Consider the following 24,060-nt stretch of genomic DNA (forward strand, 5'->3'; position numbering starts at 1 on the left):
TCCCTTTCGCGACACAAGGCCGCCCCCACAAGTTCGCGCAAAGCCCGAGGGATGCACAGCACTTGTGGGAGCGGCCTTGCGCCGCGAAAAGGGGCGCAAAGCGCCCCCGCTTTTCTACAACCCCCGCCGCTTGCGAATCAGCGCATACGCCTGATGCAACTCCCGGGTCCGCTCGGTCGCTGCACGCACCTGGGCATCCGTGGCACCGCTGCCCGCCAGCTTGTCCGGGTGATGGCGGCTAACCAGCCGGCGATAAGCCTGCTTGACCTTGTCGCCCTCGGTATCTGCCTCCACGGCCAGCAGGCGCATGGCTGCCGCGTACGTCATGGTGCCGCCGTCCAGCCCGGACTTGCGCGGCTCGTACTCCAGCGACATGGCTTGTACCTGCCGCCGGCTCAAGCCCAGCGTCTGCCCCCAGTCCAACAGCAAGTCGCGCTCTTTGGCGCCGACCTTGCCGTCGGCCCAGACCATGCGCCAACAGGCGCGCAAGGTCCCTTCGGCGGCATGCGGCTGCTCGCGGATACGACGCAGGTGGCCGGCCAGTCGGTCCTTGCCGGCCTTGCCGCGGTTGAACGCGGCAATCGCCCGCAGCCGGGCCGCGTCGGCCAGGTCCAGGCGCACCATCTCTTGGCGTGCCTGCTGGATATGCTGCTCGGCAACCCGGCCATCGCACTTGGCCAGCCTGCCCAGCAGCACGAACAGCAATTCTTCGTCACGCAAGGCCGGGCGCCCGCCCAAGCGCTCGCGCAGGTCCTCCCAGCCGCGCACCTGCAGGCGCCGGTCCATGGCCTGCCCTACCAGGGCACCGAGCAGGGCGCCCGGGATGCTGGCGACGGCAAAACCGGCACCGGCACCAATTACCGTGCTTGGCCACCACATGTCAGGCGCGCTCGCCGATCAGGCGTTCAGCCTGCGCCAGGCGCTCGAGCGTACCGACGTCGACCCAATGGCCACGGTAGTGCTCACCACTGACCTTGCCCTGCGCCATGGCCTGACGCAGCAGGGGTGCCAGCTTGAAAGCACCCGGCTGGCAACCGGCGAACAACGCCGGGTCCAGCACCGACAGGCCACTGAAGGTCAGGGTACCCGGTGCGTCGTCGCCATCAACGACCTGCTGGGCTACCAGGCGGAAGTCGCCACGGCCGTGATGGCCAGGGTTGTCGACCAGCACCAGATGCGCCAGGCCCGCAAGCGGCGCTTTCAGGCGAGCGAAATCGTAGTCGGTCCAGACGTCACCATTGATCAGCAGAAACGGCGCCTCGCCCAGCAACGGCAGGGCCTTGAAGATCCCGCCACCGGTTTCCAGCGGCTCGCCCTCGGGTGAATAGCGGATGCTCAGGCCGAAGCGGCTGCCATCGCCCAGGTGATCTTCGATCTGCTGGCCGAGCCAGGCATGGTTGATCACCACTTCGGTAACCCCCGCAGCCGCCAAGGCACGCAGGTGGTATTCGATCAGCGGCTGACCGGCGACGGGCACCAGGGGTTTGGGGGTATGCAAGGTCAAAGGGCGCATGCGCTCGCCCTTGCCTGCCGCCAGGATCATCGCCTTCATGCACGCGCTCCGGCCTGGAGTTCCGCGATCAGTTCACCCAGCTCCGCCAACTCGGGGCGGCGCTTGATCACTTCATCTATATAGGCGAAGAAGCGCGGGACGTCTGTCAGGTAGCGTGGCTTGCCGTCGCGGTGGCAGATGCGGGCGAAAATACCGATGACCTTGAGGTGGCGCTGCACGCCCATCAGGTCGCTGGCACGGTGGAACGCCTCGAAGTCGGCCTGTACCGGAATGCCGGCCGCCTGCGCCTTTTGCCAGTAATCCCGCAGCCAGGCTTCGACACGGGCCTGTGGCCAGCTGAGGAAGGCATCCTTGAACAGGCAGGTGATGTCGTAGGTGACCGGGCCGTAAACGGCGTCCTGGAAGTCCAGCACGCCTGGGTTTGGCGTGCTCTGCATCAGGTTGCGCGGCATGTAGTCGCGGTGCACCAGCACCTTGGGCTGGGCCAGGGCACTGTCGATCAGCGCCTGGCTCACACGCTGCCAGGTGGCTTGCTGGGCTTCGGTAAGGGTCAGGCCAAGCGCCCGCCCGACGTACCACTCCGGGAACAGTTCGACTTCACGGCGCAGCAGGGCGTCGTCATAGCTCGGCAGTGGCGCGTCCATCGGCAGGCGCTGGAACGCCAGCAGCGCATCGATGGCGTCACTGAACAGGGCATCGGCGTTGTCGGCATCAATGATGTCCAGGTATGTCTGATGGCCCAGGTCGCCCAGCAGCAGGAAACCGCGCTCCAGGTCTTCTGCATGGATCACTGGCACATGCACACCGGCACTGGCCAGCAGGTGATCGATGGCGACGAACGGTCGGCAGTTCTCCTGCGGCGGCGGGGCGTCCATGATCACGAAACTGCGCCCAGCGCCCTGCCAGCGGAAGTAGCGACGGAAGCTCGCATCGCTGCTGGCGGCCGTCAGGCTACCTGCTGGCACTTCGCCCCAGGCGTTTTTCAGAAAAAGATTGTTGAGCTGCTCATCGAGCCAGACAGTCAGTTGTTGCAAGCGTACATCGTGATCAGGCATTACAAGGGTCTCCGACGGCCCTAGCCGTCAAGCGGGTCATGCTTTATTATCCAGCATCTTTTTCAGACCATCGAGAGGCGTGCGGCCCCACACGCGGGCAGATGGCACGCAGGAAGCCCGGACTAATAAGATGGCATTGAAATCCCCCGCGTTTCGTAGAAAGTTTCCGTTGCTGGTCACCGGCGGTTTGCTGGCCCTGCAACCTCTGGCCACGTCGTACGTCGTGGCAGCCGAACAGTTCGACTGCCAAGTGTCCGCCTCCGGCGGTTGGGACTGCAAGCCCAAGACTCCAGTCAACAACCTGCCGCCGCGTCCGGTGCACGAGGGTGCTGCCCTCAGTTCCGGCACCGAGGCCCAGGCGGCCGAGGCCGAAACCGCGGACAAACCGATGCTGGTCACCGAGGCCAAGGGCCGTGGCCTGAAGTCGCGCAGCGAAGACTACAGCCACCTGGACTGGGTCCCCCGTGACAAGCTCACCGCAGCCCAGCTGGCCGAAACCGGCCCGTACTGCGGTGGCGCGTACATCGAGCCGACCCGCCCAGGCATGGCCGACACCACGCCCAAGGACGAATCGCCGACCTACATCAATGCCAAGGTTTCCAAGTACCAGCAGGAGCAGCAGATCGCTACCCTCGCCGGTAACGTGGTCATGCGCCAAGGCAGCATGCAGGCCGAGGCCGACGAGGCCAACCTCTACCAGACCGAGAACCGTGGCGAGCTCAAGGGCAACGTCAAGATCCGTGACAACGGCTCGCTGGTAGTGGGTGACGAGGCGCAGATCCAGCTCGACACAGGTGAAGCCCAGGTCGACAACGCCGAATACGTGATGCACAAGTCGCACATTCGCGGCAACGCCCTGTACGCCAAGCGTGGCGAAAACGCCATCATCCGTCTAAAAGACGGTACGTACACCACCTGCGAACCGGGCAGCAACGCCTGGCAACTGAAGGGCAACAACATCACCCTGAACCCGGCGACCGGCTTCGGTACCGCGACCAACGTTACCTTGCGGGTCAAGGATTTCCCGGTGTTCTACACACCGTACATCTACTTCCCGATCGACGACCGTCGCCAGTCCGGCTTCCTGCCGCCGTCGTTCAGCAGCAGCAGCGACACCGGCTTCATGCTGGTCACGCCGTACTACTTCAACCTGGCGCCCAACTATGACGCCACGTTGTACCCGCGCTACATGACCAAGCGCGGCCTGCTGATGGAAGGTGAGTTCCGTTACCTGACCCCATCCAGCGAAGGCCAGTTCGGCGGCGCGTACCTGAACGACAAGGACGACGACCGTAAAGACCAGACTGACTACAAAGATCAGCGCTGGATGGTCAACTGGCAGCACAAGGGCGGGCTGGACGAGCGCCTGATGACCGAGGTGGACTACACCGACATCAGCGACCCGTTCTACTTCCAGGACCTGGAGTCCGACCAGATCGGCGTCGAAAGCCGTGACCTGCTCAACCAGCAGGGTGCCCTGACCTACCGTGGCGACAGCTATACCGCACGGTTGAACGTGCATGCCTACGAGATGGCGACCATCTCGCAAATCACGCCGTATGACCGTCTGCCGCAGATCACCCTCAATGGCGCACTGCCGTTCCAGCCGGGTGGTTTGAATTTTGGGTATGAGACTGAAGCGGTTCGCTTTGATCGTGACCTGAAAAACGACTTCGTACTCGACAAAGATGGCAACCCTGACGCAAGTGCCGGCGTTCCTGGCCGTCGACTGGACGAGAACATCTTCGGTGTTGCCCGCGCCAACGGCACGCGACTGAACGTTGCCCCGTCCATGAGCTTGCCTATGCAAGCCAGCTACGGCTACATCACGCCGAAGCTTAAGTACATGTACACCCACTATGACCTCGATCTGGATGGCAAGGGCAAGAGCGACATCGCCAACAACCCAGCCTCGGTCGCGCTCAACGGCGACTTCAACAGCAGCCTGAACCGCGATGTTCCGATTTTCAGCGTCGACAGCGGCCTGTACTTCGATCGCAACACGTCGATGTTCGGTACCAACTACCGCCAGACCCTCGAACCGCGCATGTTCTACCTCTACGTCCCTTACGAGGACCAGAAGGACATCCCGCTGTTCGACTCGGGCGAAACCCTGTTCAGCTACGACTCGCTGTTCCGCGACAACCGCTTCAGCGGTACCGACCGCATCGGCGACGAGAACAAGCTGTCGCTGGGCGTGACCACGCGCTGGATCGAAGACAACGGCTTCGAGCGTCAGAGCTTCAGCATCGGTCAGGCGCTGTACTTCAAGGACCGCAAGGTCCAACTGCCAGGCATCGACTACCGCACCCGCAAGGACTCGCAGTCTGACGTGTCGCCGTACGCACTGCTGTACAGCTACAACTTCAACCGCGACTGGCGCTTCAATTCGGACTTCAACTGGGACCCGGACAGCCGCAGCACCCGCTCGGGCAGCGCGATGTTCCACTACCAGCCTGAAGACAATCCGAACAAGATCGTCAACCTCGGCTACCGCTACCGCAACGACACCATTGCCTACGACTCGACCACGGGTACCTGGAAAGTGGGTGGCGGCGACTACGGCACGCCCGGTGATCCGAACTACATCAAGGATTACTACAAGATCCAACAGCATGACTTCTCGGTCATCTGGCCGATCGTTCCACAGTGGAGCGTGATCGCTCGCTGGCAGCATGACTACAACCGCAACCGCACCCTGGAAGCCATGGGCGGTTTCGAATACGACAACTGCTGCTGGAAGCTGCGCCTGGTCAACCGTTACTGGATCGACTACGACGACTTCAGCCAGGCACTCCCGCAGAACGAAAAAGGCGACCACGGTATCTTCCTGCAGATCGTGCTGAAAGGCCTCGGTGGTGTAGTAGGCAACAAGGTCGAATCTTTCCTCGACGAAGGCATTCAAGGTTACCGTACACGTGAAGACCAAGCTTATTGATCGTCTGCGCCCAGTGTTGCTGGGCGCTGCATTGCTGAGTGGCGCGGTGCATGCCGCGGTACAACCCCTGGACAAAGTGGTGGCCATCGTCGACAACGACGTGGTCATGCAGAGCCAACTGGACCAGCGCGTCCACGAAGTTCAGCAAACCATCGCCAAGCGTGGCGCCGGCGTGCCACCGACCAGCGCTCTGGAACAGCAGGTGCTCGAGCGCCTGATCGTCGAGAACCTGCAGCTGCAGATCGGCGAGCGCTCCGGTATCCGCATCACCGATGAGGAGCTGAACCAGGCCATTGGCACCATTGCCCAGCGCAACGGCATGTCGCTGGACCAGTTCCGCGCAGCCCTCGCCCATGATGGTCTGTCGTTCGACGACGCGCGCGAGCAGGTGAAGCGCGAAATGATCATCAGCCGCGTGCGTCAGCGCCGTGTGGCCGAGCGCATTCAGGTTTCCGAGCAGGAAGTGAAAAACTACCTGAACTCGGACCTGGGCAAGATGCAGCTCTCGGAAGAGTACCGCCTGGCCAACATCCTCATCCCGACCCCGGAAGCCGCCAATTCGGACGACATCCAGAAAGCGGCGCGCAAGGTCGGTGAGCTCTACCAGCAACTGCGCCAGGGCGCGGACTTCGGCCAGGTGGCGATTGCCAACTCGGCCAGCGAAAACGCCCTTGAGGGTGGTGAAATGGGCTGGCGTAAAGCCGGCCAGCTGCCACCTGACTTCGCCAAGATGCTCAGCAACATGTCGGTCGGCGACATCACCCAGCCAATCCGCATCCCCAACGGCTTCATCCTGCTCAAGCTCGAGGAGAAGCGTGGTGGCGGCGAGAACGTGCTGCGTGACGAAGTGCATGTCCGCCACATCCTGATCAAGCCGAGCGAAATCCGCAGCGAAGCGGCCACCAAGCAGCTGGCCGAGCGCCTGTACGACCGTATCCAGAACGGCGAAGACTTCGGCGAACTGGCGAAGAGCTTCTCGGAAGACCCGGGCTCCGCACTCAACGGCGGCGACCTCAACTGGGTCGACCCGAACAGCCTGGTACCGGAGTTCCGCGAGCAGATGGCCACCGCCCAGCAAGGTGTGGTGACCAAGCCGTTCAAAACCCAGTACGGCTGGCATGTTCTGGAAGTGCTGGGCCGCCGCGCCACCGACAGCACCGAGCAGGCACGCGAGCAGCAGGCCATGAATGTGCTGCGCAACCGCAAGTACGACGAAGAGCTGCAGACCTGGCTGCGCCAGATCCGCGACGAAGCCTACGTTGAAATCAAGCTGCCTGGCGCCGACCAGGCCGCCCAGTGAAGCCCCTGCGCTTCGCCGTCACCCCCGGCGAGCCAGCTGGCATAGGTCCTGACCTGTGCTTGCTGCTCGCCGCAGACGCCCAGCCCCACCCCCTGATCGCCATCACCAGCCGTGACCTGCTCGCCGAGCGGGCCACGCAGCTGGGGCTGGCCGTCAACCTGCTGCCGGTAGCGCCGGGGCACTGGCCCGACCAGCCCGCGCCTGCGGGCAGCCTGTACGTGTGGGATACGCCCTTGGCCACCGCCGTGACGGCAGGGCAACTGGACAAGGCCAATGCTGGCTTCGTGCTGGAAACCCTGACCCGCGCCGGCAACGGCTGCCTCGACGGGCATTTCGCCGGGATGATCACCGCCCCGGTGCACAAGGGTGTGATCAACGAAAGCGGCATTGCCTTCTCCGGGCATACCGAGTTTCTGGCCGAGCTGACCCACACCGCACAGGTGGTGATGATGCTGGCGACCCGTGGCCTGCGCGTGGCCCTGGTGACCACGCACCTGCCGCTGCGCGACATTGCCGACGCCATCACGGCCGAACGCGTCGAGCGTGTCACCCGCATCCTGCATGCCGACATGCGCGACAAGTTCGGCATTGCCAACCCTCGCATCCTGGTGTGCGGCCTCAACCCGCACGCCGGAGAAGGCGGCCATCTGGGCCGCGAAGAAATCGACATCATCGAACCGACACTGGCCCGCCTGCGTGCCGAAGGCATGGACCTGCGCGGACCGCTGCCGGCCGATACCCTGTTTACCCCCAAATATCTGGAGCACTGCGACGCAGTGCTGGCGATGTACCACGACCAAGGCCTGCCTGTACTCAAGTACAAAGGTTTCGGCGCCGCAGTCAATGTGACCTTGGGCCTGCCGATCATCCGCACGTCGGTCGATCACGGCACCGCCCTGGACCTGGCCGGCACCGGCAAGGTCGACACCGGCAGCCTGCGGGTCGCGCTGGAAACCGCCTACCAGATGGCCGAGAACCGACCATGAACGAGCAATACCAACACCGGGCGCGCAAGCGCTTCGGCCAGAACTTCCTGCACGACGCCGGCATCATCGACCGCATCCTGCGCGCCATCAACGCCAAGGCAGGTGAACACCTGCTGGAAATCGGCCCGGGCCAGGGTGCCCTCACCGAGGGCCTGCTGGGCAGCGGCGCGCAACTGGACGTAGTGGAGCTGGACAAGGACCTGGTGCCGATCCTGCAGCACAAGTTTGCCGGGCGCGACAACTTCCGCCTGCACCAGGGCGACGCCCTGAAGTTCGACTTCAACCAGCTGGGTGTGCCACCGCGCAGCCTCAAGGTGGTCGGCAACCTGCCCTACAACATCTCCACCCCGCTGATCTTCCACCTGCTCAGCCATGCCGGCCTGATCCGCGACATGCACTTCATGCTGCAGAAGGAAGTGGTCGAGCGCATGGCCGCAGGCCCAGGTGGCGGTGATTGGGGCCGACTGTCGATCATGGTGCAGTACCACTGCCGGGTCGAACACCTGTTCAACGTTGGCCCTGGCGCGTTCAACCCGCCGCCGAAGGTGGACTCGGCCATCGTGCGCCTGGTGCCACACGAAGTGCTGCCGTTCCCGGCCAAGGACCACCTGCTGCTGGAGCGTGTCGTTCGCGAAGCCTTCAACCAGCGCCGCAAGACACTGCGCAACACCCTTAAAGGCCTGCTCGACAGCCAGGCGATCGAAGCCGCTGGCGTAGATGGCAGCCTGCGGCCTGAACAGCTGGACCTGGCCGCCTTCGTGCGCCTGGCTGACCAGTTGGCCGATCAGCAAGCCTGATTAGCGCCTTTTACGGCCTCTTCGCGGTCCGACTTGCCCGCGAAGAGGCCGGCACTGCCACCCCACCCCGCCTGCACATACCTGCCCGCGACCACACCGCTGGCCCTCCCCCCCGCCAATGGCCTAGACTGCATTATTGCGTCAGTTCGCCCAAGGCCTTTGCATGTCCGATCCCCGTTACCAGATCGACGTCAGCGTCGTGACCCGTTACCTCAAAGAACAATCCGACCCCGAGAACAGTCGTTTCGCTTTCGCCTACACCATCACCGTGCAAAACAACGGTTCTGTCACAGCCAAGTTGCTGTCCCGGCACTGGCTGATCACCAACGGCGACGGTGAAGTCGAAGAAGTGCGCGGCGCCGGCGTGGTCGGCCAGCAACCTAACATCGACCCGGGCCAGAGCCACACCTACAGCAGCGGCGCGGTCATCAGCACCCGCGTGGGCACCATGCAGGGCAGCTACCAGATGTTCGCCGAAGACGGTAAACGCTTCGACGCCGAGATCGCGCCCTTCCGCCTGGCGGTACCTGGAGCCCTGCACTGATGGCAACGTACGCCGTCGGTGACCTGCAAGGCTGCCTGCAACCGCTCAAGTGCCTGCTCGAACGTGTTCGCTTCAACCCCGCCGTCGACCGCCTGTGGCTGGTCGGCGACCTGGTCAATCGTGGCCCCGAATCGCTGGAGACCCTGCGTTTCCTCTACTCGATCCGCCAATCGCTGGTCTGCGTACTGGGCAACCATGACCTGCACCTGCTGGCCGCCTGGCACAACGTCGAACGCCTGAAAAAAAGCGACACCCTGCGCGAAATCATCGAAGCGCCGGATGCCGACCTGCTGTTCGACTGGCTGCGCCGGCAAAAACTGCTGCACTACGACGAGCCCCGCGGCATTGCCATGGTGCATGCCGGCATACCGCCACAATGGACCCTGGGCAGAGCCCTGGAGCTCGCCGCCGAAGTCGAGGAAGCACTGCGCGACGACGGCCGGCTCAAGCTTTACCTCGACGGCATGTACGGCAACGAGCCCAACAAGTGGAGCAAGAACCTCACCGGCATCGAGCGCCTGCGGGTGATCACCAACTACCTCACGCGCATGCGCTTCTGCACGCCCGAGGGCAAGCTCGACCTCAAGAGCAAGGAAGGCCTGGGCACCGCCCCCAAAGGCTACAAGCCCTGGTATGCGCACAAGGACCGCCGTTCACGCCACGTGAAGATCATCTTCGGCCATTGGGCCGCTCTTGAAGGGCGCGTCGACGAGCCCGGCATCATCGCCCTGGACACCGGTTGCGTGTGGGGCGGTGCCATGACCCTCTACAACGTCGACAGCGGTGAATACCATCGCTGCGACTGTTCCGACGACGGCACCGTACGCCCGCCGGCACAACCCACTAGAATCAACGATCAGCCCTGAAGGAAACCGTAGCCATGAGCGAATTCAAACGCATCCCTCCCGAGCAGGCTCTGGCCCTGCGCGCGCAAGGTGCGGTAGTGGTCGACATTCGCGACCCACAAGCCTTTGCCGCCGGCCACATCAGCGGCGCCACCCACCTGGACAACCATTCGGTCGCCGATTTCATCCGCAACGCCGACCTCGATGCACCGACCCTGGTGGTCTGCTACCACGGCAATTCCAGCCAGAGCGCTGCCGCCTACCTGGCGGGCCAGGGCTTTTCAGAGGTGTACAGCGTCGATGGCGGCTTTGAGCTGTGGCGCGCCACCTACCCGGCCGAGACCGCCCAAGGCGCTGCCGAATAATTTTTTCATTTTTACTGCAGCCCGCGCCCCATGCGGGCTCGCGGCTCACCTGACGAACGGTCGCGAGCAACTTCTCGGCCTCACGCCCTTGACCTTGCGTATTACCAACTATCCTTAAGCCCAGGCCATCCAAAAAAGGGGAGAGCCGGTACACCGGCGTGCGGGTCATCGGTAGCGTTTCAAGGGTGTTCTGGGGGGTATACAGCAATCGGCGAACCCGGTTGCATGCCAGCATCAGCTGACTGATCCGGCGTCGTCTCCACGTATCGAGCGAGGTGACGTCATGAGCATTTTTAGCCACTTCCAACAACGTTTCGAGTCCACCCGCCAGGAAGAACTTTCGCTGCAGGAGTACCTCGAGCTGTGCAAGCAGGATCGCAGCGCCTACGCATCGGCGGCAGAACGGCTGTTGCTGGCCATCGGCGAACCGGAGCTTGTCGACACCTCTAACAATTCCAGGCTATCGCGGATCTTCTCCAACAAGGTGATCAGGCGCTATCCGGCCTTTGAAGACTTCCATGGCATGGAAGAATGCATCGACCAGATCGTGTCGTACTTCCGCCATGCGGCGCAGGGCCTGGAAGAGAAGAAACAGATCCTTTACCTGCTGGGCCCGGTAGGTGGCGGCAAGTCGTCGCTGGCCGAAAAGCTCAAGCAACTGATGGAAAAGGTGCCCTTCTACGCCATCAAGGGCTCACCTGTATTCGAATCGCCACTGGGCTTGTTCAACGCCACCGAAGATGGGGCCATTCTCGAGGAAGAGTTTGGGATCCCACGGCGCTACCTGAACACCATCATGTCGCCCTGGGCCACCAAGCGCCTGCAGGAGTTCGGCGGCGACATCTCCAAGTTCAAAGTGGTCAAACTCTATCCGTCGATCCTCAACCAGATCGCCATTGCCAAGACCGAACCTGGCGATGAGAACAACCAGGACATCTCGGCCCTCGTCGGCAAGGTGGACATCCGCAAGCTCGAGGAATACCCACAGAACGACGCCGACGCCTACAGCTATTCGGGTGCGCTGTGCCGGGCCAACCAGGGCCTGATGGAATTCGTCGAGATGTTCAAGGCGCCGATCAAGGTCCTGCACCCACTGCTTACGGCGACCCAGGAAGGTAACTACAACAGTACCGAAGGGCTGGGGGCGATTCCCTACACCGGTATCCTGCTGGCCCACTCCAACGAATCGGAGTGGCACACGTTCCGTAACAACAAGAACAACGAAGCCTTCATCGACCGCATCTACATCGTCAAGGTGCCCTACTGCCTGCGTGTCAGTGACGAGATCAAGATTTACGACAAACTGCTGGTCAACAGCTCGCTGGCCAAGGCCCACTGTGCGCCCGACACCCTCAAGATGCTGGCCCAGTTCACCGTGCTCTCACGCCTCAAAGAGCCAGAGAACTCCAACATCTATTCGAAGATGCGCGTCTACGATGGCGAAAACCTCAAGGACACCGATCCGAAGGCCAAGTCGATCCAGGAATACCGCGACTCGGCAGGTGTCGACGAAGGCATGAACGGCCTGTCGACCCGCTTCGCGTTCAAGATCCTCTCCAAAGTCTTCAACTTCGACCCACACGAAATCGCAGCCAACCCGGTTCACCTGTTGTACGTGCTCGAACAGCAAATCGAACAGGAACAGTTCCCGGCCGAAGTGCGCGAACGCTACCTGCGCTACCTGAAGGAATACCTGGCGCCGCGCTACATCGAGTTCATCGGCAAGGAAATCCAGACCGCTTACCTGGAGTCCTACAGCGAATACGGCCAGAACATCTTCGACCGCTATGTGCTGTACGCCGACTTCTGGATCCAGGACCAGGAATACCGCGACCCGGAAACCGGCGAGATCCTCAACCGCATTGCCCTCAACGAAGAGCTGGAAAAGATCGAGAAGCCGGCCGGCATCAGCAACCCGAAAGACTTCCGCAACGAGATCGTCAACTTCGTACTGCGCGCACGCGCCAACAACAACGGCAAGAACCCGAGCTGGCTCAGCTATGAAAAGCTGCGGGTGGTGATCGAGAAGAAAATGTTCTCCAACACCGAAGACTTGCTGCCGGTCATCAGCTTCAATGCCAAGGCCAGCAAGGAAGACCAGAAGAAACACAACGACTTCGTCACCCGGATGGTGGAGCGTGGCTACACCGACAAGCAGGTTCGTCTGCTGTCGGAATGGTACCTGCGGGTCAGGAAATCGCAATAAAGCGGCAAGCTACACACCGCACGCCCAAGGCTGCAGTGCCAGCCTCGGGCGGCGGCAGCTGCTTTTACGTGCAGCTCGTAGCTTGAAGCGTGCAGCTGTTCCCAGCTACCGGAGGGACCATGAGCTACGTAATCGACCGACGCCTGAACGGCAAGAACAAGAGCACGGTCAACCGCCAGCGTTTTCTGCGGCGCTACCGTGACCACATCAAGAAGGCCGTCGAAGAGGCCGTGAGCCGCCGCTCCATCATGGACATGGAGCATGGCGAGCAAATCAGCATTCCGGGACGGGACATCGATGAACCGGTGTTGCACCACGGTCGTGGCGGCAAGCAGACCATCGTGCACCCTGGCAACAAGGAATTCACTGCCGGCGAACACATCCCCAGGCCTCAAGGGGGCGGTGGTGGTGGTGGCCGCGGCAAAGCCGGCAACTCCGGCGAGGGCATGGACGAATTCGTCTTCCAGATCACCCAGGAAGAGTTTCTCGAGTTCATGTTCGAAGACCTCGAACTGCCCAACCTGGTCAAACGTCACCTGACCGGTGCCGACACCTTCAAGACCGTACGCGCCGGTATTGCCAACGAAGGCAACCCCTCGCGCATCAACATCGTGCGCACCCTGCGTTCGGCCCATGCCCGGCGTATCGCCCTGACCGGCAGCAGCCGCGCCCTGTTGCGTGAGGCGCAGAAAGAACTCGACCGCCTGAAGGTCGAGGAACCTGACAATTTCACGGACATCCAGGAAGTCGAGCAAGAGATCGAACGCCTCAAGGCGCGCATCAACCGCCTGCCCTTCCTCGATACCTTCGACTTGAAGTACAACCTGCTGGTCAAGCAGCCCAACCCCAGTTCGAAAGCGGTGATGTTCTGCTTGATGGACGTGTCCGGCTCCATGACCCAGGCCACCAAAGACATCGCCAAGCGCTTTTTCATCCTGTTGTACCTGTTCCTCAAGCGCAATTACGACCGTATCGAAGTGGTCTTCATCCGCCACCACACCAGTGCGCGTGAAGTGGACGAAGAGGAGTTCTTCTACTCGCGGGAAACCGGCGGCACCATCGTCTCCAGCGCACTCAAGCTGATGCAGGAAATCATGGCCGAGCGCTACCCGGCCAGCGATTGGAACATTTACGCCGCGCAAGCCTCTGACGGTGACAACTGGAACGACGACTCGCCGATCTGCCGCGAGATCCTCTCCAAGCAGATCATGCCGCACGTGCAGTACTACACTTACGTTGAGATCACCCCCCGTGAGCATCAGGCGCTGTGGTACGAGTACGAGCGAATCGGCGAGGGCTTCCCCGACACGTTCGCCCAGCAGCAGTTGGTATCGGCCGGCGACATCTACCCGGTCTTCCGTGAACTCTTCCAGCGCAGGTTAGCCACATGACCGCCAGAGCTCAGAAACGCCAACCCATTTCCACCGGGTCCGAGTGGACGTTCGACCTGATCCAGACTTACGACCGGGAAATCAGTCGTCTGGCCGAGCGTTACGCCCTGGACACCTACCCCAATCAGATCGAAGTGATCACCGCCGAGCAGATGATGGATGCCTACGCCTCGGTCGGCATGCCGCTGGGTTACCACCACTGGTCCTATGGCAAACAGTTCCTCAGCACCGAAAAATCCTACAGTCGGGGCCAGATGGGCTTGGCCTACGAGATCGTGATCAACTCCGATCCGTGCATCGCCTACCTGATGGAAGAAAACACCATGTGCATGCAGGCGCTGGTGATTGCTCACGCCTGCTACGGCCATAACAGCTTCTTCAAAGGCAATTACCTGTTCCGCACCTGGACCGATGCCAGTTCGATCATCGACTACCTGGTGTTCGCCAAGCAGTACATCGCCCAATGTGAAGAGCGCCACGGCATCGATGCGGTCGAAGACCTCATCGACTCCTGCCACGCCCTGATGAACTACGGCGTCGACCGTTACAAGCGCCCCTACCCCATTTCCGCCGAAGAGGAACGGCGCCGGCAAAAAGAGCGTGAAGAGCACCTGCAGCGGCAGATCAACGACCTGTGGCGCACCATTCCCAAGGGCGCAGAAAAAGGCGGCGACCGCGATGATGCGCGCTTCCCCGCCGAACCTCAGGAAAACATCCTCTATTTCATCGAAAAACACGCCCCGCTGCTCGAGCCCTGGCAACGTGAAGTGGTGCGCATCGTGCGCAAGATCGCCCAGTATTTCTACCCGCAGCGCCAGACCCAGGTCATGAACGAAGGGTGGGCTACCTTCTGGCACTACACCCTGATGAACGACCTGTATGACGAAGGCCTGGTCACCGACGGTTTCATCATGGAGTTCTTGCAATCGCACACCAGCGTGGTGTTCCAGCCAGGCTTTGACAGCCCGTACTACAACGGCATCAACCCCTATGCGCTGGGCTTCGCGATGTACACCGACATCCGCCGGATCTGCGAAAACCCTACCGAGGAGGATCGCCACTGGTTCCCCGACATTGCCGGCAGTGACTGGCTATCGACCATCAAGTTCGCGATGAGCAGCTTCAAGGACGAGAGCTTCATCCTGCAGTACCTGTCGCCCAAGGTGATCCGCGACCTCAAGCTGTTCAGCATTCTGGACGACGACCAGCGCGATGACCTGCTGGTGCCCGCCATCCATGATGAGACCGGTTATCGGGTCATCCGCGAGCAGCTGGCGGCGCAATACAACCTGGGCAACCGCGAACCGAACGTGCAGATCTGGAGCATCGACCGGCGCGGCGACCGCTCACTGACCCTGCGCCACCAACAGCACAACCGCAAACCCCTGGGCGACTCGACCGAGGAAGTGCTCAAGCACCTGCATCGCCTGTGGGGCTTCGACATCCACCTGGAGACCGTTCAGGGCGACCAGGTCATGAAGACCCACCACATGCCACCCCGCGGCGAGCACAGCGAAAGCGCCGACTATGGCCGCATGGACCTGGCCGTCATCCACCACCTCTAGCACTGCTGCCCCTGCATGACTGCCAACAGGTTATCCTGTGGGCAGTTATGGAGGCTGTACATGCACATCTACAAAGTCGGCGGCGCCGTGCGCGACCGCTTGCTCGGGCGCCCCGTCAGCGATATCGACTGGCTGGTGGTTGGCGCGACCGTCGAACAGATGCAAGCCCTGGGCTATCGCCCGGTGGGGGCTGATTTTCCGGTTTTCCTCCACCCCAAAAGCGGTGAGGAATATGCCCTGGCGCGCACCGAGCGCAAGAGCGGGCGGGGGTATGGCGGGTTTACCTTCCATGCAAGCCCCGACGTCACCCTCGAAGAAGACCTAATCCGCCGCGACCTGACCATCAATGCGATGGCGGAGGATGATGCGGGCACGCTGTACGACCCCTACCACGGCAAAGAAGATCTCGACAGGCGCCTGTTACGCCACGTTTCCCCGGCATTCGCCGAAGACCCGCTGCGGGTGCTGCGGGTTGCCCGCTTTGCCGCACGCTACGCCCCCCTCGGCTTCAAGGTCGCTGACGAGACGCTGGCGCTGATGCGTCAGATCAGCGCCTCCGGCGAGCTGCAAGCGCTCACCGCTGAGCGCAGCTGGAAAGAGATCGAGCGCGCGCTGATGGAGCCGCAACCCCAGGTGTTCTTCGAGGTCTTGCACGCGTGCGATGCCTTGCAGGAGCTGCTGCCTGAGCTCAACGACAGCCCCCACGCCCTGGCAGGCCTGGAGCAGGCTGCGCTGCACGGTCAACCGCTGCACGTGCGCTGGGCTTGCCTGCTGCGCGAGTTGCAGCCGGCTGTAATCAAGGCGGTCAGCCAGCGCTTCAAGGCACCGCGCGAGTGCCAGGAGCTGGCCATGCTGGTGGGTGATTGCCTGACACACTGCAACGAGGCCTTTGAGCTGGATCCTGAGGCAGTGCTGGGGCTGTTGCAGAAGTTCGATGTGTACCGCCGGCCACAGCGTTTTGATGACTTCCTCAGCGCCTGCGAGATGGATGCGCGTGCCCGTCAGGGCGAGCGGGCTTATCCACAGGCTGATTACCTAAGGGGCGCAGCGGCGGCGGCGAGGGCGGTGGATGTGAAGCCGCTGGTGCAGGATGGGCTGACCGGGCAGGCGTTGGGGGAGGCACTCAAAGGTGAGCGGTTGAAGGCGCTTGTTGCCTACAAGGGTAGTGCAGAAGGCTGATTTATCGATTGCCTGGCCTGGCCCTTTCGCGGGTAAACCCGCTCCCACAGGAATATCACTGGTCTCTAGACCTGTGCGGTCCCTGTGGGAGCGGATTTACCCGCGAAGAGGCCCGCTCAGGCAACAAAAGAGTTCGGATCAGGCAGGTGTCAGTTGCAACCCGCGCCACTCAAAGGCAACCGGCGCCAACACCTGATCGATCCGCGCCTCCTGCCACACCTGCGCCATCGGCTTTCCCACCCCCGGGTGCACCAGCTCTGGCGCCAGCAGCGACAATGGCCACAGCACGAACGCGTTTTTCAGAATCTCGGCCCGCGGCAGCACCAACCCATCGAACGTGCCGTGCAGATCGTCATACAGCAGCACGTCGATATCCAGCGGCAGCCCTTTACGCTCTGGCGCGTAACGGCCGTTGTCGGCTTCGATGAACTTGAGGCGGCGGTCCAGCTCCATCAACGGCAAATCGGTCTTGCCGGTCACCACGAAGTTGATGAACGGCCCACTCTTGATCCCAACCGCCTGGCTTTCGAACGCTGGCGAACAGCGCATGTCGGTAAGAATGCCCGCCAAGGCATCGAGCCCGGCACACAAGTGCGCATGCCGGTCGATGTTACTGCCCAAGCCCAGGTAAACCGTGTTCAGAGACATCCGCGCTCGATCTCCACGCCAACACCGCCACGGGCAGCCGGAACCGCGCCTGGCTTGGTCAGCTTTAACCGCACCCACGGAATCTGGAATTCTTCCATCAGCACCGCGACCAGGCGCTCGGCGAAGGTTTCTACCAATTCGAAGCGTGCCTGTTCGGAAAATGCCTGGATACGCGCCGAAACACTGGCGTAGTCCAGCGCCAGGCTGAGATCGTCGCCGGCCGCTGCCGGGCGGTTGTCCCAGGCAAAACTCAGGTCCAGGCGCAAGCACTGGCGAATATCCCGCTCCCAGTCATAGGCACCGATGACGGTATCGACTTCCAGGCCTTCGATGAACACTCTGTCCAAGCACTTCTCTCCACAGCACGACAAGGGCGACTGGCGCCGTTAGAATCAGGGCGTCCTCGCCCGGAATAGTTAGCATGTTTTGGTTATTGGCGCTGCTCGCCTACCTGCTCGGCTCGCTGTCCTTCGCCATTGTCCTGAGCCGCCTTTTCGGCAGCCCGGACCCCCGTGCCAGCGGTTCAGGCAATGCCGGGGCCACCAACATGCTTCGCCTGGCAGGCCGCAAGCTGGCGATCCTGACCCTGCTTGGCGACCTGTGCAAGGGCTTGTTGCCCGTATTGCTTGCCCGCGCTGCCGGCCTCGACCTGCAGGAGCAGGCCTGGGTTGGCGTGTGCGCGGTGCTGGGCCACCTGTTCCCGCTGTACTTTCGCTTCCAGGGCGGCAAGGGCGTGGCAACCGCGGCCGGCATGCTCATGGGCCTGTACTTCCCGGCGGCATTGCTGGCCATCGCTGCCTGGTTGCTGACCTTCTACCTCACACGTACCAGCTCACTGGCGGCGCTTATTGCCACGCCGCTGACCTTGCCCCTGCTCGCCTGGCGCGAACCCGAGGCATTGCTGCCGATCAGCGTGCTCACGCTGATGATCGTCTGGGGCCACCGCAACAACCTACGCGACCTGTTCGCCGGGCGTGAACGCCACTTCTGACAACTTTCAGACCGGCGGCAACTGCTCCATCGGCCAGCGCGCCTGCACGCTGATCGCCAGGTCCTGCTGCTGCCCGGCCAACAGGCGCTGGCAGCCGGCATAGGCGATCATCGCGCCGTTGTCGGTGCAGAACTGCGGGCGGGCGTAGTACACGTTGCCCTTCATGCCAGCCAGCATTTCCTCGAGCGAGGCACGCAAGGCCTTGTTGGCGCTGACACCACCGGCAATCACCAGCCGCTTCAGGCCCGTCTGCTTCAAAGCCCGCTTGCACTTGATGGTCAAAGTCTCCACCACCGCCTGCTGGAATGCCAGCGACACGTCGCAACGGGTTTGCTCACCGTCGTCGCCAGCATCACGGCACTGCTGCCAGGTATTCAGGGCGAAGGTCTTGAGGCCACTGAAGCTGAATTCCAGCCCCGGGCGATCGGTCATCGGCCGTGGGAAAACAAACCGCCCTGGCACGCCCTGCTCGGCCAGCCGGGCGATTTCCGGGCCGCCGGGGTAGTTCAGGCCGATCAGCTTGGCGGTCTTGTCGAACGCCTCACCGGCTGCGTCGTCCAGGCTTTCGCCCAACAGCTCGTACTGGCCGATGCCATCGACCCTGACCAACTGGGTATGGCCACCCGACACCAACAAAGCGACGAACGGAAACTCGGGCGGGTTTTCTTCCAGCATGGGCGCCAGAAGATGGCCTTCCATGTGGTGCACGCCAATGGCCGGGATGTCCCAGGCAAACGCCAGGGCCTGGGCGCAGGACGCGCCGACCAGCAGTGCGCCGACCAGCCCAGGACCCGCGGTGTAGGCGATGGCATCGATCTCGGTGGCGACGCAGCCAGCCTCGTCCAATACCTGGCGAATCAACGGCAGCATGCGCTTGACGTGATCGCGTGAGGCAAGCTCCGGTACCACACCGCCAAACACGCGGTGCAGGTCGATCTGGCTGAACAGCGCGTCGGCCAACAAACCGCGTTCGCTGTCATATAATGCGACGCCAGTTTCGTCGCAGGATGTTTCCAATCCCAGTACTAGCATGGGCTCGTCCCTTGTGGGGGCTGAATTCGAAGCCGCGCATGATAGTCGCCGTGTCGGGTGCCGACCAGCGGTTTTCGATCAGAGGCTTTGCATTCCGGCCAGCTAAGGGTTAACATCCGCAACCCTTGAAAACCGACGTTCTCCAGCACACCTTTGTTTTGCCAGGAGCACGTCTACCCCGGTAATGAATTAAGGTAGCCCTGGATGCCAGCCGTCAAAGTTAAAGAGAACGAACCCTTCGACGTAGCTCTGCGTCGTTTCAAGCGCTCCTGCGAAAAAGCCGGTGTACTGGCTGAAGTTCGTAGCCGCGAGTTTTACGAGAAGCCGACCGCCGAGCGTAAGCGTAAAGCAGCTGCTGCTGTTAAGCGCCACGCCAAGAAAGTTCAGCGCGAACAGCGCCGCGCCGTTCGTCTGTACTAATACAGACGTTCTACGCAAAGCTTCTGCCCTGCCCGGCTCACCGCCGGGCCGATGGCAGCGGTTGCTTCACAACTGCTTCAAACTTGGGCAGCTAGCTCAAGGCCTTTTATGCACTCGCTTCATGCGAACTGCATGGGGGCAACCTGCCTGAAACGTCAGAGCTGGTCATTGACCAGATCGTGCACGTCCTGTCTGACGAGCCTTCATTGGCTGGCGACGAGCACATACTTCCCTCGCACTTCCCCTTGCAGCATTCGCCCCAACCGGCGCGTGAGCGATTAGACTTGCCAGTTGCCAGATGACGAGACTGCCATGGCCGGGCTGATTCCCCAGAGTTTCATTGACGACCTTATCAACCGCCTCGACATTGTCGACGTGGTGAGTTCGCGCGTCCAGCTGAAAAAAACCGGCAAAAACTACTCGGCCTGCTGCCCGTTCCACAAGGAAAAGACCCCGTCCTTCACGGTCAGCCCCGACAAGCAGTTCTATTACTGCTTCGGTTGCGGCGCCGGTGGCAACGCCCTCGGCTTTGTCATGGACCACGACAACCTGGACTTCCCCCAGGCGGTCGAGGAACTGGCCCGCGCCGCTGGCATGGAAGTACCCCGCGAGGAAGGCCGTCGCGCACAAAAGCCGCGCCAGCCAACCGATTCACCGCTGTATCCGCTACTGGATGCCGCCACCGAATTCTACCGCCAGGCCCTGCGCAACCACCCCACCCGCAAAGCGGCGGTGGACTACCTCAAAGGCCGCGGCCTGTCTGGGGAGATTGCCCGGGACTTCGGCCTGGGCTTCGCGCCGCCCGGCTGGGACAACCTGCTCAAGCACCTGGGTGCCGACACCCTGCAGCAAAAGGTCATGATCGATGCCGGCCTGCTGATCGAGAACGCCGAAACCGGCAAACGCTATGACCGCTTCCGCGACCGCGTGATGTTCCCGATCCGCGACAGCCGTGGCCGCGTGATCGCCTTCGGCGGCCGCGTACTGGGTGACGACAAACCCAAGTACCTCAACTCCCCGGAAACCCCGGTTTTTCATAAAGGCCAGGAACTCTACGGGCTTTACGAGGCGCGCAAGCACAACCGCAACCTCGACGAAATCATCGTCGTCGAAGGCTACATGGACGTCATCGCACTGGCCCAGCAGGGCCTGCGCAACGCTGTCGCCACCCTCGGCACCGCCACCAGCGAAGAGCACCTCAAGCGCCTGTTCCGCGTGGTGCCCAGCGTGCTGTTCTGTTTCGACGGCGACCAGGCCGGGCGCAAGGCGGCCTGGCGCGCGCTGGAGTCCGCCCTGTCGGCCCTGCAGGATGGCCGCCGCGCACGCTTTCTGTTCCTGCCCGAAGGCGAAGACCCGGACAGCCTGGTGCGCGCCGAAGGCACCGATGCCTTCATGGCACGCATCAACCAGCACGCCCAACCCCTGGCGGATTACTTTTTCGAGCAACTGAGTGCCGAAGCTGACCCGCGCTCGCTGGAAGGCAAGGCGCATTTGGCGACCCTGGCTGCACCGTTGATCGAAAAAATCCCTGGCGCCAACTTGCGTCAGCTGATGCGTAACCGCCTGAAGGAAATCACCGGCCTCGACCCTCAGCAAGTCGAGCAACTGGCCCAGCAACCAGCAGCCAGTAGCAGCGTTCCGGACTACGATCCGGGCTATGACTACGATGCCATGGCCAGTTACACGCCTGACTACGGCGACATGCCGCAGCACGACTACGCGCCGGCGCAGCAAGAGCAACAATGGAAGCCGAACAAGGCGGGCGGCAAGAAGCCGTGGAGCGACAAGCCCTGGGACAAAAACCGCAAAGGCGGCAAGCCCTGGCAGCAACGCGACGAGGCCCCACCGCGCACCCCGGCCCCCGTGGAGCCCCCGACCCTGGCGGCCTTGCGCACGTTGCTGCACCACCCATTACTGGCCGGCAAGGTGGAAGATGCCAGCCACTTCGCCGACGAAGAGCACCTGTACAGCCAGTTGCTGGTGGCATTGATCGAAGCCGCTCAGAAGAATCCTGGGCTAAGCTCAATGCAGTTGATCGCACGTTGGCACGGCACCGAACAGGGCCGTTTGCTGCGGGCGCTGGCCGAGAAGGAATGGCTGATCGTAGCCGACAACCTTGAACAACAGTTTTTCGACACTATAACTAGCTTGTCCGCCCGCCAACGCGAGCGCAGCCTGGAACATCTGCTCAGGAAAGCACGTCAAAGCGAGTTGAGCAGTGAGGAAAAATCGCAGCTTCTCGCCCTGCTTAGCAGGAATGTTCCCGCACAAACGCCGACCTCATCTGGCGCGTGAGGCCCATGCTCGGGTATAATCCTCGGCTTGTTTTTTGCCCGCCAAGACCTTCAGTGGATAGGGTGTTATGTCCGGAAAAGCGCAACAGCAGTCTCGTATCAAAGAGTTGATCACCCGCGGTCGTGAGCAGGGCTACCTGACTTACGCGGAGGTCAACGACCACCTGCCTGAGGATATTTCAGATCCTGAACAGGTGGAAGACATCATCCGCATGATCAACGACATGGGGATCAACGTATTCGAGAGTGCTCCGGATGCGGATGCCCTTCTGTTGGCGGAAGCCGACACCGACGAAGCCGCGGCCGAAGAAGCCGCTGCTGCGTTGGCGGCAGTTGAAACCGATATCGGCCGCACGACCGACCCAGTGCGCATGTACATGCGTGAAATGGGTACTGTCGAGCTGCTGACCCGCGAAGGCGAGATCGAAATCGCCAAGCGTATCGAGGAAGGCATCCGTGAAGTCATGGGCGCCATCGCTCACTTCCCGGGTACTGTCGACTACATTCTCAGCGAATACGACCGCGTCACCACCGAAGGTGGCCGTTTGTCCGATGTGCTCAGCGGTTATATCGACCCTGATGACAACATCGCTGCCCCGACCGAAGAAGTGCCTGTTCCAGGTGCCAAGGTTGCGGCTGCCAAGGAAGAAACGGACGACGAAGAAGAAAGCGAAGAGAGCGACGATGAGGAAGAGGCCGAAAGTGGCCCGGACCCAGTCGTTGCCGCTCAGCGTTTCGGTGCGGTTTCCGATCAGCTTGCCGTCACCCTCAAGGTGCTGAAAAAGCATGGCCGCAGCCATGCCGAGAGCATCGGCGCCATGCAGGCGCTGGCCGATCTGTTCATGCCGATCAAGCTGGTACCCAAGCAGTTCGAGGTACTGGTAGAGCGCGTGCGTGATGCACTGAGCCGCCTGCGTCAGCAAGAACGCGCCATCATGCAACTGTGCGTCCGTGACGCTCGCATGCCGCGTGCCGACTTCCTGCGCATGTTCCCAAGCAACGAAACCGACCAGACCTGGAGCGGTGACCTGGCCAAGCGTAACACCAAGTGGGCTGCTGCCCTGGGTGAAAAAGACGCTGCCATCGTCGCCTGCCAACAGAAGCTGATCGACCTTGAGACCGAGACTGGCCTGACCGTCGCGGAGATCAAGGAAATCAACCGTCGCATGTCGATCGGTGAAGCCAAGGCCCGCCGCGCCAAGAAAGAAATGGTCGAGGCGAACCTGCGTCTGGTGATCTCCATCGCCAAGAAGTACACCAACCGTGGCCTGCAGTTCCTCGACCTGATCCAGGAAGGCAACATCGGCTTGATGAAAGCGGTGGACAAGTTCGAATACCGTCGCGGCTACAAGTTCTCGACCTATGCCACCTGGTGGATTCGCCAGGCGATCACCCGTTCGATCGCCGACCAGGCCCGCACCATCCGTATTCCGGTGCACATGATCGAGACGATCAACAAGCTCAACCGTATTTCCCGCCAGATGCTGCAGGAAATGGGCCGTGAACCGACCCCGGAAGAGCTGGGCGAGCGCATGGAAATGCCTGAGGACAAGATCCGCAAGGTACTGAAGATCGCCAAAGAGCCGATCTCCATGGAAACCCCGATTGGTGACGACGAAGATTCGCACCTGGGCGACTTCATCGAGGACTCGACCATGCAGTCCCCGATCGATGTAGCCACGGTCGAAAGCCTCAAGGAAGCCACCCGTGACGTGCTCTCGGGCCTGACCGCCCGCGAAGCCAAAGTGCTGCGTATGCGCTTCGGCATCGACATGAACACCGACCACACCCTCGAAGAGGTAGGTAAGCAGTTTGACGTGACCCGTGAACGGATCCGTCAGATCGAAGCGAAGGCGTTGCGCAAATTGCGCCACCCGACGCGCAGCGAGCATCTGCGTTCCTTCCTCGACGAGTGATGACAAACCCCGGCCCAGGCCGGGGTTTTTCTTTTGTGGGCAAAGCGGCGACACAATGCCTGATTTCTGCCCCAC

General features: G+C 61.9%; 21 protein-coding genes. 15 read left to right on the top strand and 6 right to left on the bottom strand.

Going from position 1 to position 24,060, the window contains the following annotated elements; all coding sequences use genetic code 11:
• Positions 1-114: 114 nt before the first annotated feature.
• From AB7M33_RS06795 to AB7M33_RS06805, 3 genes are read right to left on the bottom strand one after another with little or no spacing between them, the layout of a single operon-like run.
• A complete protein-coding gene (locus AB7M33_RS06795; RefSeq protein ID WP_027594392.1) occupies positions 115-879 on the bottom strand; it encodes a TerB family tellurite resistance protein in 765 nt (254 codons plus the stop codon).
• 1 nt (position 880) lies between these two features.
• The gene (gene murU, locus AB7M33_RS06800; RefSeq protein WP_027594391.1) at positions 881-1,552 is read right to left on the bottom strand and encodes an N-acetylmuramate alpha-1-phosphate uridylyltransferase MurU; all 672 of its coding nucleotides are present in this window, start codon (positions 1,550-1,552) and stop codon (positions 881-883) included.
• Positions 1,549-2,568, bottom strand: a complete 1,020-nt coding sequence (locus tag AB7M33_RS06805) for an aminoglycoside phosphotransferase family protein (protein ID WP_186681353.1) — start codon at positions 2,566-2,568, stop codon at positions 1,549-1,551. Before AB7M33_RS06805 ends, murU begins: the two co-directional genes overlap by 4 nt.
• Positions 2,569-2,698: 130 nt before the next feature.
• Here AB7M33_RS06805 and AB7M33_RS06810 point away from each other — a divergent pair, with 130 nt between their 5' ends.
• The 11 genes from AB7M33_RS06810 to AB7M33_RS06860 all read left to right on the top strand — a co-directional run bounded on the left by AB7M33_RS06810 (position 2,699) and on the right by AB7M33_RS06860 (position 16,684).
• Positions 2,699-5,506, top strand: coding sequence for an LPS-assembly protein LptD (locus AB7M33_RS06810; RefSeq protein ID WP_027594389.1), 2,808 nt, complete (start codon positions 2,699-2,701; stop codon positions 5,504-5,506).
• Positions 5,487-6,806: a peptidylprolyl isomerase SurA gene (gene surA / locus AB7M33_RS06815; RefSeq protein WP_027594388.1), complete on the top strand. Its 1,320-nt coding sequence runs from the start codon at positions 5,487-5,489 to the stop codon at positions 6,804-6,806. The genes AB7M33_RS06810 and surA overlap by 20 nt, the downstream gene beginning before the upstream one ends.
• Complete coding sequence (gene pdxA, locus AB7M33_RS06820; protein ID WP_099428175.1) at positions 6,803-7,792, top strand: 4-hydroxythreonine-4-phosphate dehydrogenase PdxA; 990 nt, start codon at positions 6,803-6,805, stop codon at positions 7,790-7,792. Before surA ends, pdxA begins: the two co-directional genes overlap by 4 nt.
• Positions 7,789-8,589: a 16S rRNA (adenine(1518)-N(6)/adenine(1519)-N(6))-dimethyltransferase RsmA gene (gene rsmA / locus AB7M33_RS06825; RefSeq protein WP_027594386.1), complete on the top strand. Its 801-nt coding sequence runs from the start codon at positions 7,789-7,791 to the stop codon at positions 8,587-8,589. The genes pdxA and rsmA overlap by 4 nt, the downstream gene beginning before the upstream one ends.
• A gap of 163 nt (positions 8,590-8,752) precedes the next feature.
• Complete coding sequence (apaG, locus tag AB7M33_RS06830) at positions 8,753-9,133, top strand: Co2+/Mg2+ efflux protein ApaG (protein ID WP_027594385.1); 381 nt, start codon at positions 8,753-8,755, stop codon at positions 9,131-9,133.
• Entirely contained in the window at positions 9,133-9,999 is an 867-nt protein-coding gene (locus tag AB7M33_RS06835) for a symmetrical bis(5'-nucleosyl)-tetraphosphatase (RefSeq protein WP_027594384.1), read from the top strand. Before apaG ends, AB7M33_RS06835 begins: the two co-directional genes overlap by 1 nt.
• 14 nt (positions 10,000-10,013) lie before the next feature.
• A complete protein-coding gene (gene glpE / locus AB7M33_RS06840) occupies positions 10,014-10,343 on the top strand; it encodes a thiosulfate sulfurtransferase GlpE (protein WP_027594383.1) in 330 nt (109 codons plus the stop codon).
• Positions 10,344-10,626: 283 nt separating this feature from the next.
• On the top strand, positions 10,627-12,549 hold the full coding sequence (locus AB7M33_RS06845; RefSeq protein ID WP_027594382.1) for a PrkA family serine protein kinase: 1,923 nt from the start codon (positions 10,627-10,629) through the stop codon (positions 12,547-12,549).
• A gap of 119 nt (positions 12,550-12,668) precedes the next feature.
• Positions 12,669-13,940: a YeaH/YhbH family protein gene (locus AB7M33_RS06850; RefSeq protein ID WP_027594381.1), complete on the top strand. Its 1,272-nt coding sequence runs from the start codon at positions 12,669-12,671 to the stop codon at positions 13,938-13,940.
• Positions 13,937-15,505, top strand: a complete 1,569-nt coding sequence (locus AB7M33_RS06855) for a SpoVR family protein (RefSeq protein WP_027594380.1) — start codon at positions 13,937-13,939, stop codon at positions 15,503-15,505. Before AB7M33_RS06850 ends, AB7M33_RS06855 begins: the two co-directional genes overlap by 4 nt.
• 60 nt (positions 15,506-15,565) lie before the next feature.
• Complete coding sequence (locus AB7M33_RS06860; protein ID WP_454242610.1) at positions 15,566-16,684, top strand: multifunctional CCA addition/repair protein; 1,119 nt, start codon at positions 15,566-15,568, stop codon at positions 16,682-16,684.
• A 138-nt stretch (positions 16,685-16,822) separates the two neighbouring features.
• Here the strand turns inward: AB7M33_RS06860 and folK are convergent, their stop codons facing one another.
• Together folK and folB are read right to left on the bottom strand one after the other, a co-directional pair.
• The gene (gene folK, locus AB7M33_RS06865) at positions 16,823-17,332 is read right to left on the bottom strand and encodes a 2-amino-4-hydroxy-6-hydroxymethyldihydropteridine diphosphokinase (RefSeq protein WP_027594378.1); all 510 of its coding nucleotides are present in this window, start codon (positions 17,330-17,332) and stop codon (positions 16,823-16,825) included.
• Positions 17,323-17,679, bottom strand: a complete 357-nt coding sequence (folB, locus tag AB7M33_RS06870; protein WP_033703061.1) for a dihydroneopterin aldolase — start codon at positions 17,677-17,679, stop codon at positions 17,323-17,325. The genes folK and folB overlap by 10 nt, the downstream gene beginning before the upstream one ends.
• A 74-nt stretch (positions 17,680-17,753) precedes the next feature.
• Between folB and plsY the strand changes: the two genes are divergently transcribed.
• Complete coding sequence (gene plsY, locus AB7M33_RS06875; protein ID WP_027594376.1) at positions 17,754-18,323, top strand: glycerol-3-phosphate 1-O-acyltransferase PlsY; 570 nt, start codon at positions 17,754-17,756, stop codon at positions 18,321-18,323.
• Between the two features lie 6 nt (positions 18,324-18,329).
• On the opposite strand, the gene tsaD is transcribed toward plsY, so the two are convergent.
• A complete protein-coding gene (gene tsaD / locus AB7M33_RS06880) occupies positions 18,330-19,355 on the bottom strand; it encodes a tRNA (adenosine(37)-N6)-threonylcarbamoyltransferase complex transferase subunit TsaD (protein WP_099452716.1) in 1,026 nt (341 codons plus the stop codon).
• 204 nt (positions 19,356-19,559) lie between these two features.
• Between tsaD and rpsU the strand changes: the two genes are divergently transcribed.
• The 3 genes from rpsU (at position 19,560) to rpoD (ending at position 23,985) form a co-directional block, all read left to right on the top strand.
• Positions 19,560-19,775, top strand: coding sequence for a 30S ribosomal protein S21 (gene rpsU / locus AB7M33_RS06885; protein ID WP_003255575.1), 216 nt, complete (start codon positions 19,560-19,562; stop codon positions 19,773-19,775).
• Positions 19,776-20,087: 312 nt separating this feature from the next.
• The gene (gene dnaG, locus AB7M33_RS06890; protein WP_085274069.1) at positions 20,088-22,070 is read left to right on the top strand and encodes a DNA primase; all 1,983 of its coding nucleotides are present in this window, start codon (positions 20,088-20,090) and stop codon (positions 22,068-22,070) included.
• A gap of 67 nt (positions 22,071-22,137) precedes the next feature.
• On the top strand, positions 22,138-23,985 hold the full coding sequence (gene rpoD, locus AB7M33_RS06895; protein ID WP_085274068.1) for an RNA polymerase sigma factor RpoD: 1,848 nt from the start codon (positions 22,138-22,140) through the stop codon (positions 23,983-23,985).
• The last annotated feature ends 75 nt before the right edge of the window (positions 23,986-24,060 follow it).

This window comes from Pseudomonas sp. Y3 TE3536, assembly GCF_053629175.1.

What these genes read in the sequence shown, in the direction of transcription:
- AB7M33_RS06795 (WP_027594392.1), bottom strand. Translation starts at nt 879, where the DNA reads ATGTGGTGGCCAAGCACGGTAATTGGTGCCGGTGCCGGTTTTGCCGTC.
- murU (WP_027594391.1), bottom strand. Translation starts at nt 1,552, where the DNA reads ATGAAGGCGATGATCCTGGCGGCAGGCAAGGGCGAGCGCATGCGCCCT.
- AB7M33_RS06805 (WP_186681353.1), bottom strand. Translation starts at nt 2,568, where the DNA reads ATGCCTGATCACGATGTACGCTTGCAACAACTGACTGTCTGGCTCGAT.
- AB7M33_RS06810 (WP_027594389.1), top strand. Translation starts at nt 2,699, where the DNA reads ATGGCATTGAAATCCCCCGCGTTTCGTAGAAAGTTTCCGTTGCTGGTC.
- rsmA (WP_027594386.1), top strand. Translation starts at nt 7,789, where the DNA reads ATGAACGAGCAATACCAACACCGGGCGCGCAAGCGCTTCGGCCAGAAC.
- apaG (WP_027594385.1), top strand. Translation starts at nt 8,753, where the DNA reads ATGTCCGATCCCCGTTACCAGATCGACGTCAGCGTCGTGACCCGTTAC.
- AB7M33_RS06835 (WP_027594384.1), top strand. Translation starts at nt 9,133, where the DNA reads ATGGCAACGTACGCCGTCGGTGACCTGCAAGGCTGCCTGCAACCGCTC.
- glpE (WP_027594383.1), top strand. Translation starts at nt 10,014, where the DNA reads ATGAGCGAATTCAAACGCATCCCTCCCGAGCAGGCTCTGGCCCTGCGC.
- AB7M33_RS06845 (WP_027594382.1), top strand. Translation starts at nt 10,627, where the DNA reads ATGAGCATTTTTAGCCACTTCCAACAACGTTTCGAGTCCACCCGCCAG.
- AB7M33_RS06850 (WP_027594381.1), top strand. Translation starts at nt 12,669, where the DNA reads ATGAGCTACGTAATCGACCGACGCCTGAACGGCAAGAACAAGAGCACG.
- AB7M33_RS06855 (WP_027594380.1), top strand. Translation starts at nt 13,937, where the DNA reads ATGACCGCCAGAGCTCAGAAACGCCAACCCATTTCCACCGGGTCCGAG.
- AB7M33_RS06860 (WP_454242610.1), top strand. Translation starts at nt 15,566, where the DNA reads ATGCACATCTACAAAGTCGGCGGCGCCGTGCGCGACCGCTTGCTCGGG.
- folK (WP_027594378.1), bottom strand. Translation starts at nt 17,332, where the DNA reads ATGTCTCTGAACACGGTTTACCTGGGCTTGGGCAGTAACATCGACCGG.
- plsY (WP_027594376.1), top strand. Translation starts at nt 17,754, where the DNA reads ATGTTTTGGTTATTGGCGCTGCTCGCCTACCTGCTCGGCTCGCTGTCC.
- tsaD (WP_099452716.1), bottom strand. Translation starts at nt 19,355, where the DNA reads ATGCTAGTACTGGGATTGGAAACATCCTGCGACGAAACTGGCGTCGCA.
- rpsU (WP_003255575.1), top strand. Translation starts at nt 19,560, where the DNA reads ATGCCAGCCGTCAAAGTTAAAGAGAACGAACCCTTCGACGTAGCTCTG.
- dnaG (WP_085274069.1), top strand. Translation starts at nt 20,088, where the DNA reads ATGGCCGGGCTGATTCCCCAGAGTTTCATTGACGACCTTATCAACCGC.
- rpoD (WP_085274068.1), top strand. Translation starts at nt 22,138, where the DNA reads ATGTCCGGAAAAGCGCAACAGCAGTCTCGTATCAAAGAGTTGATCACC.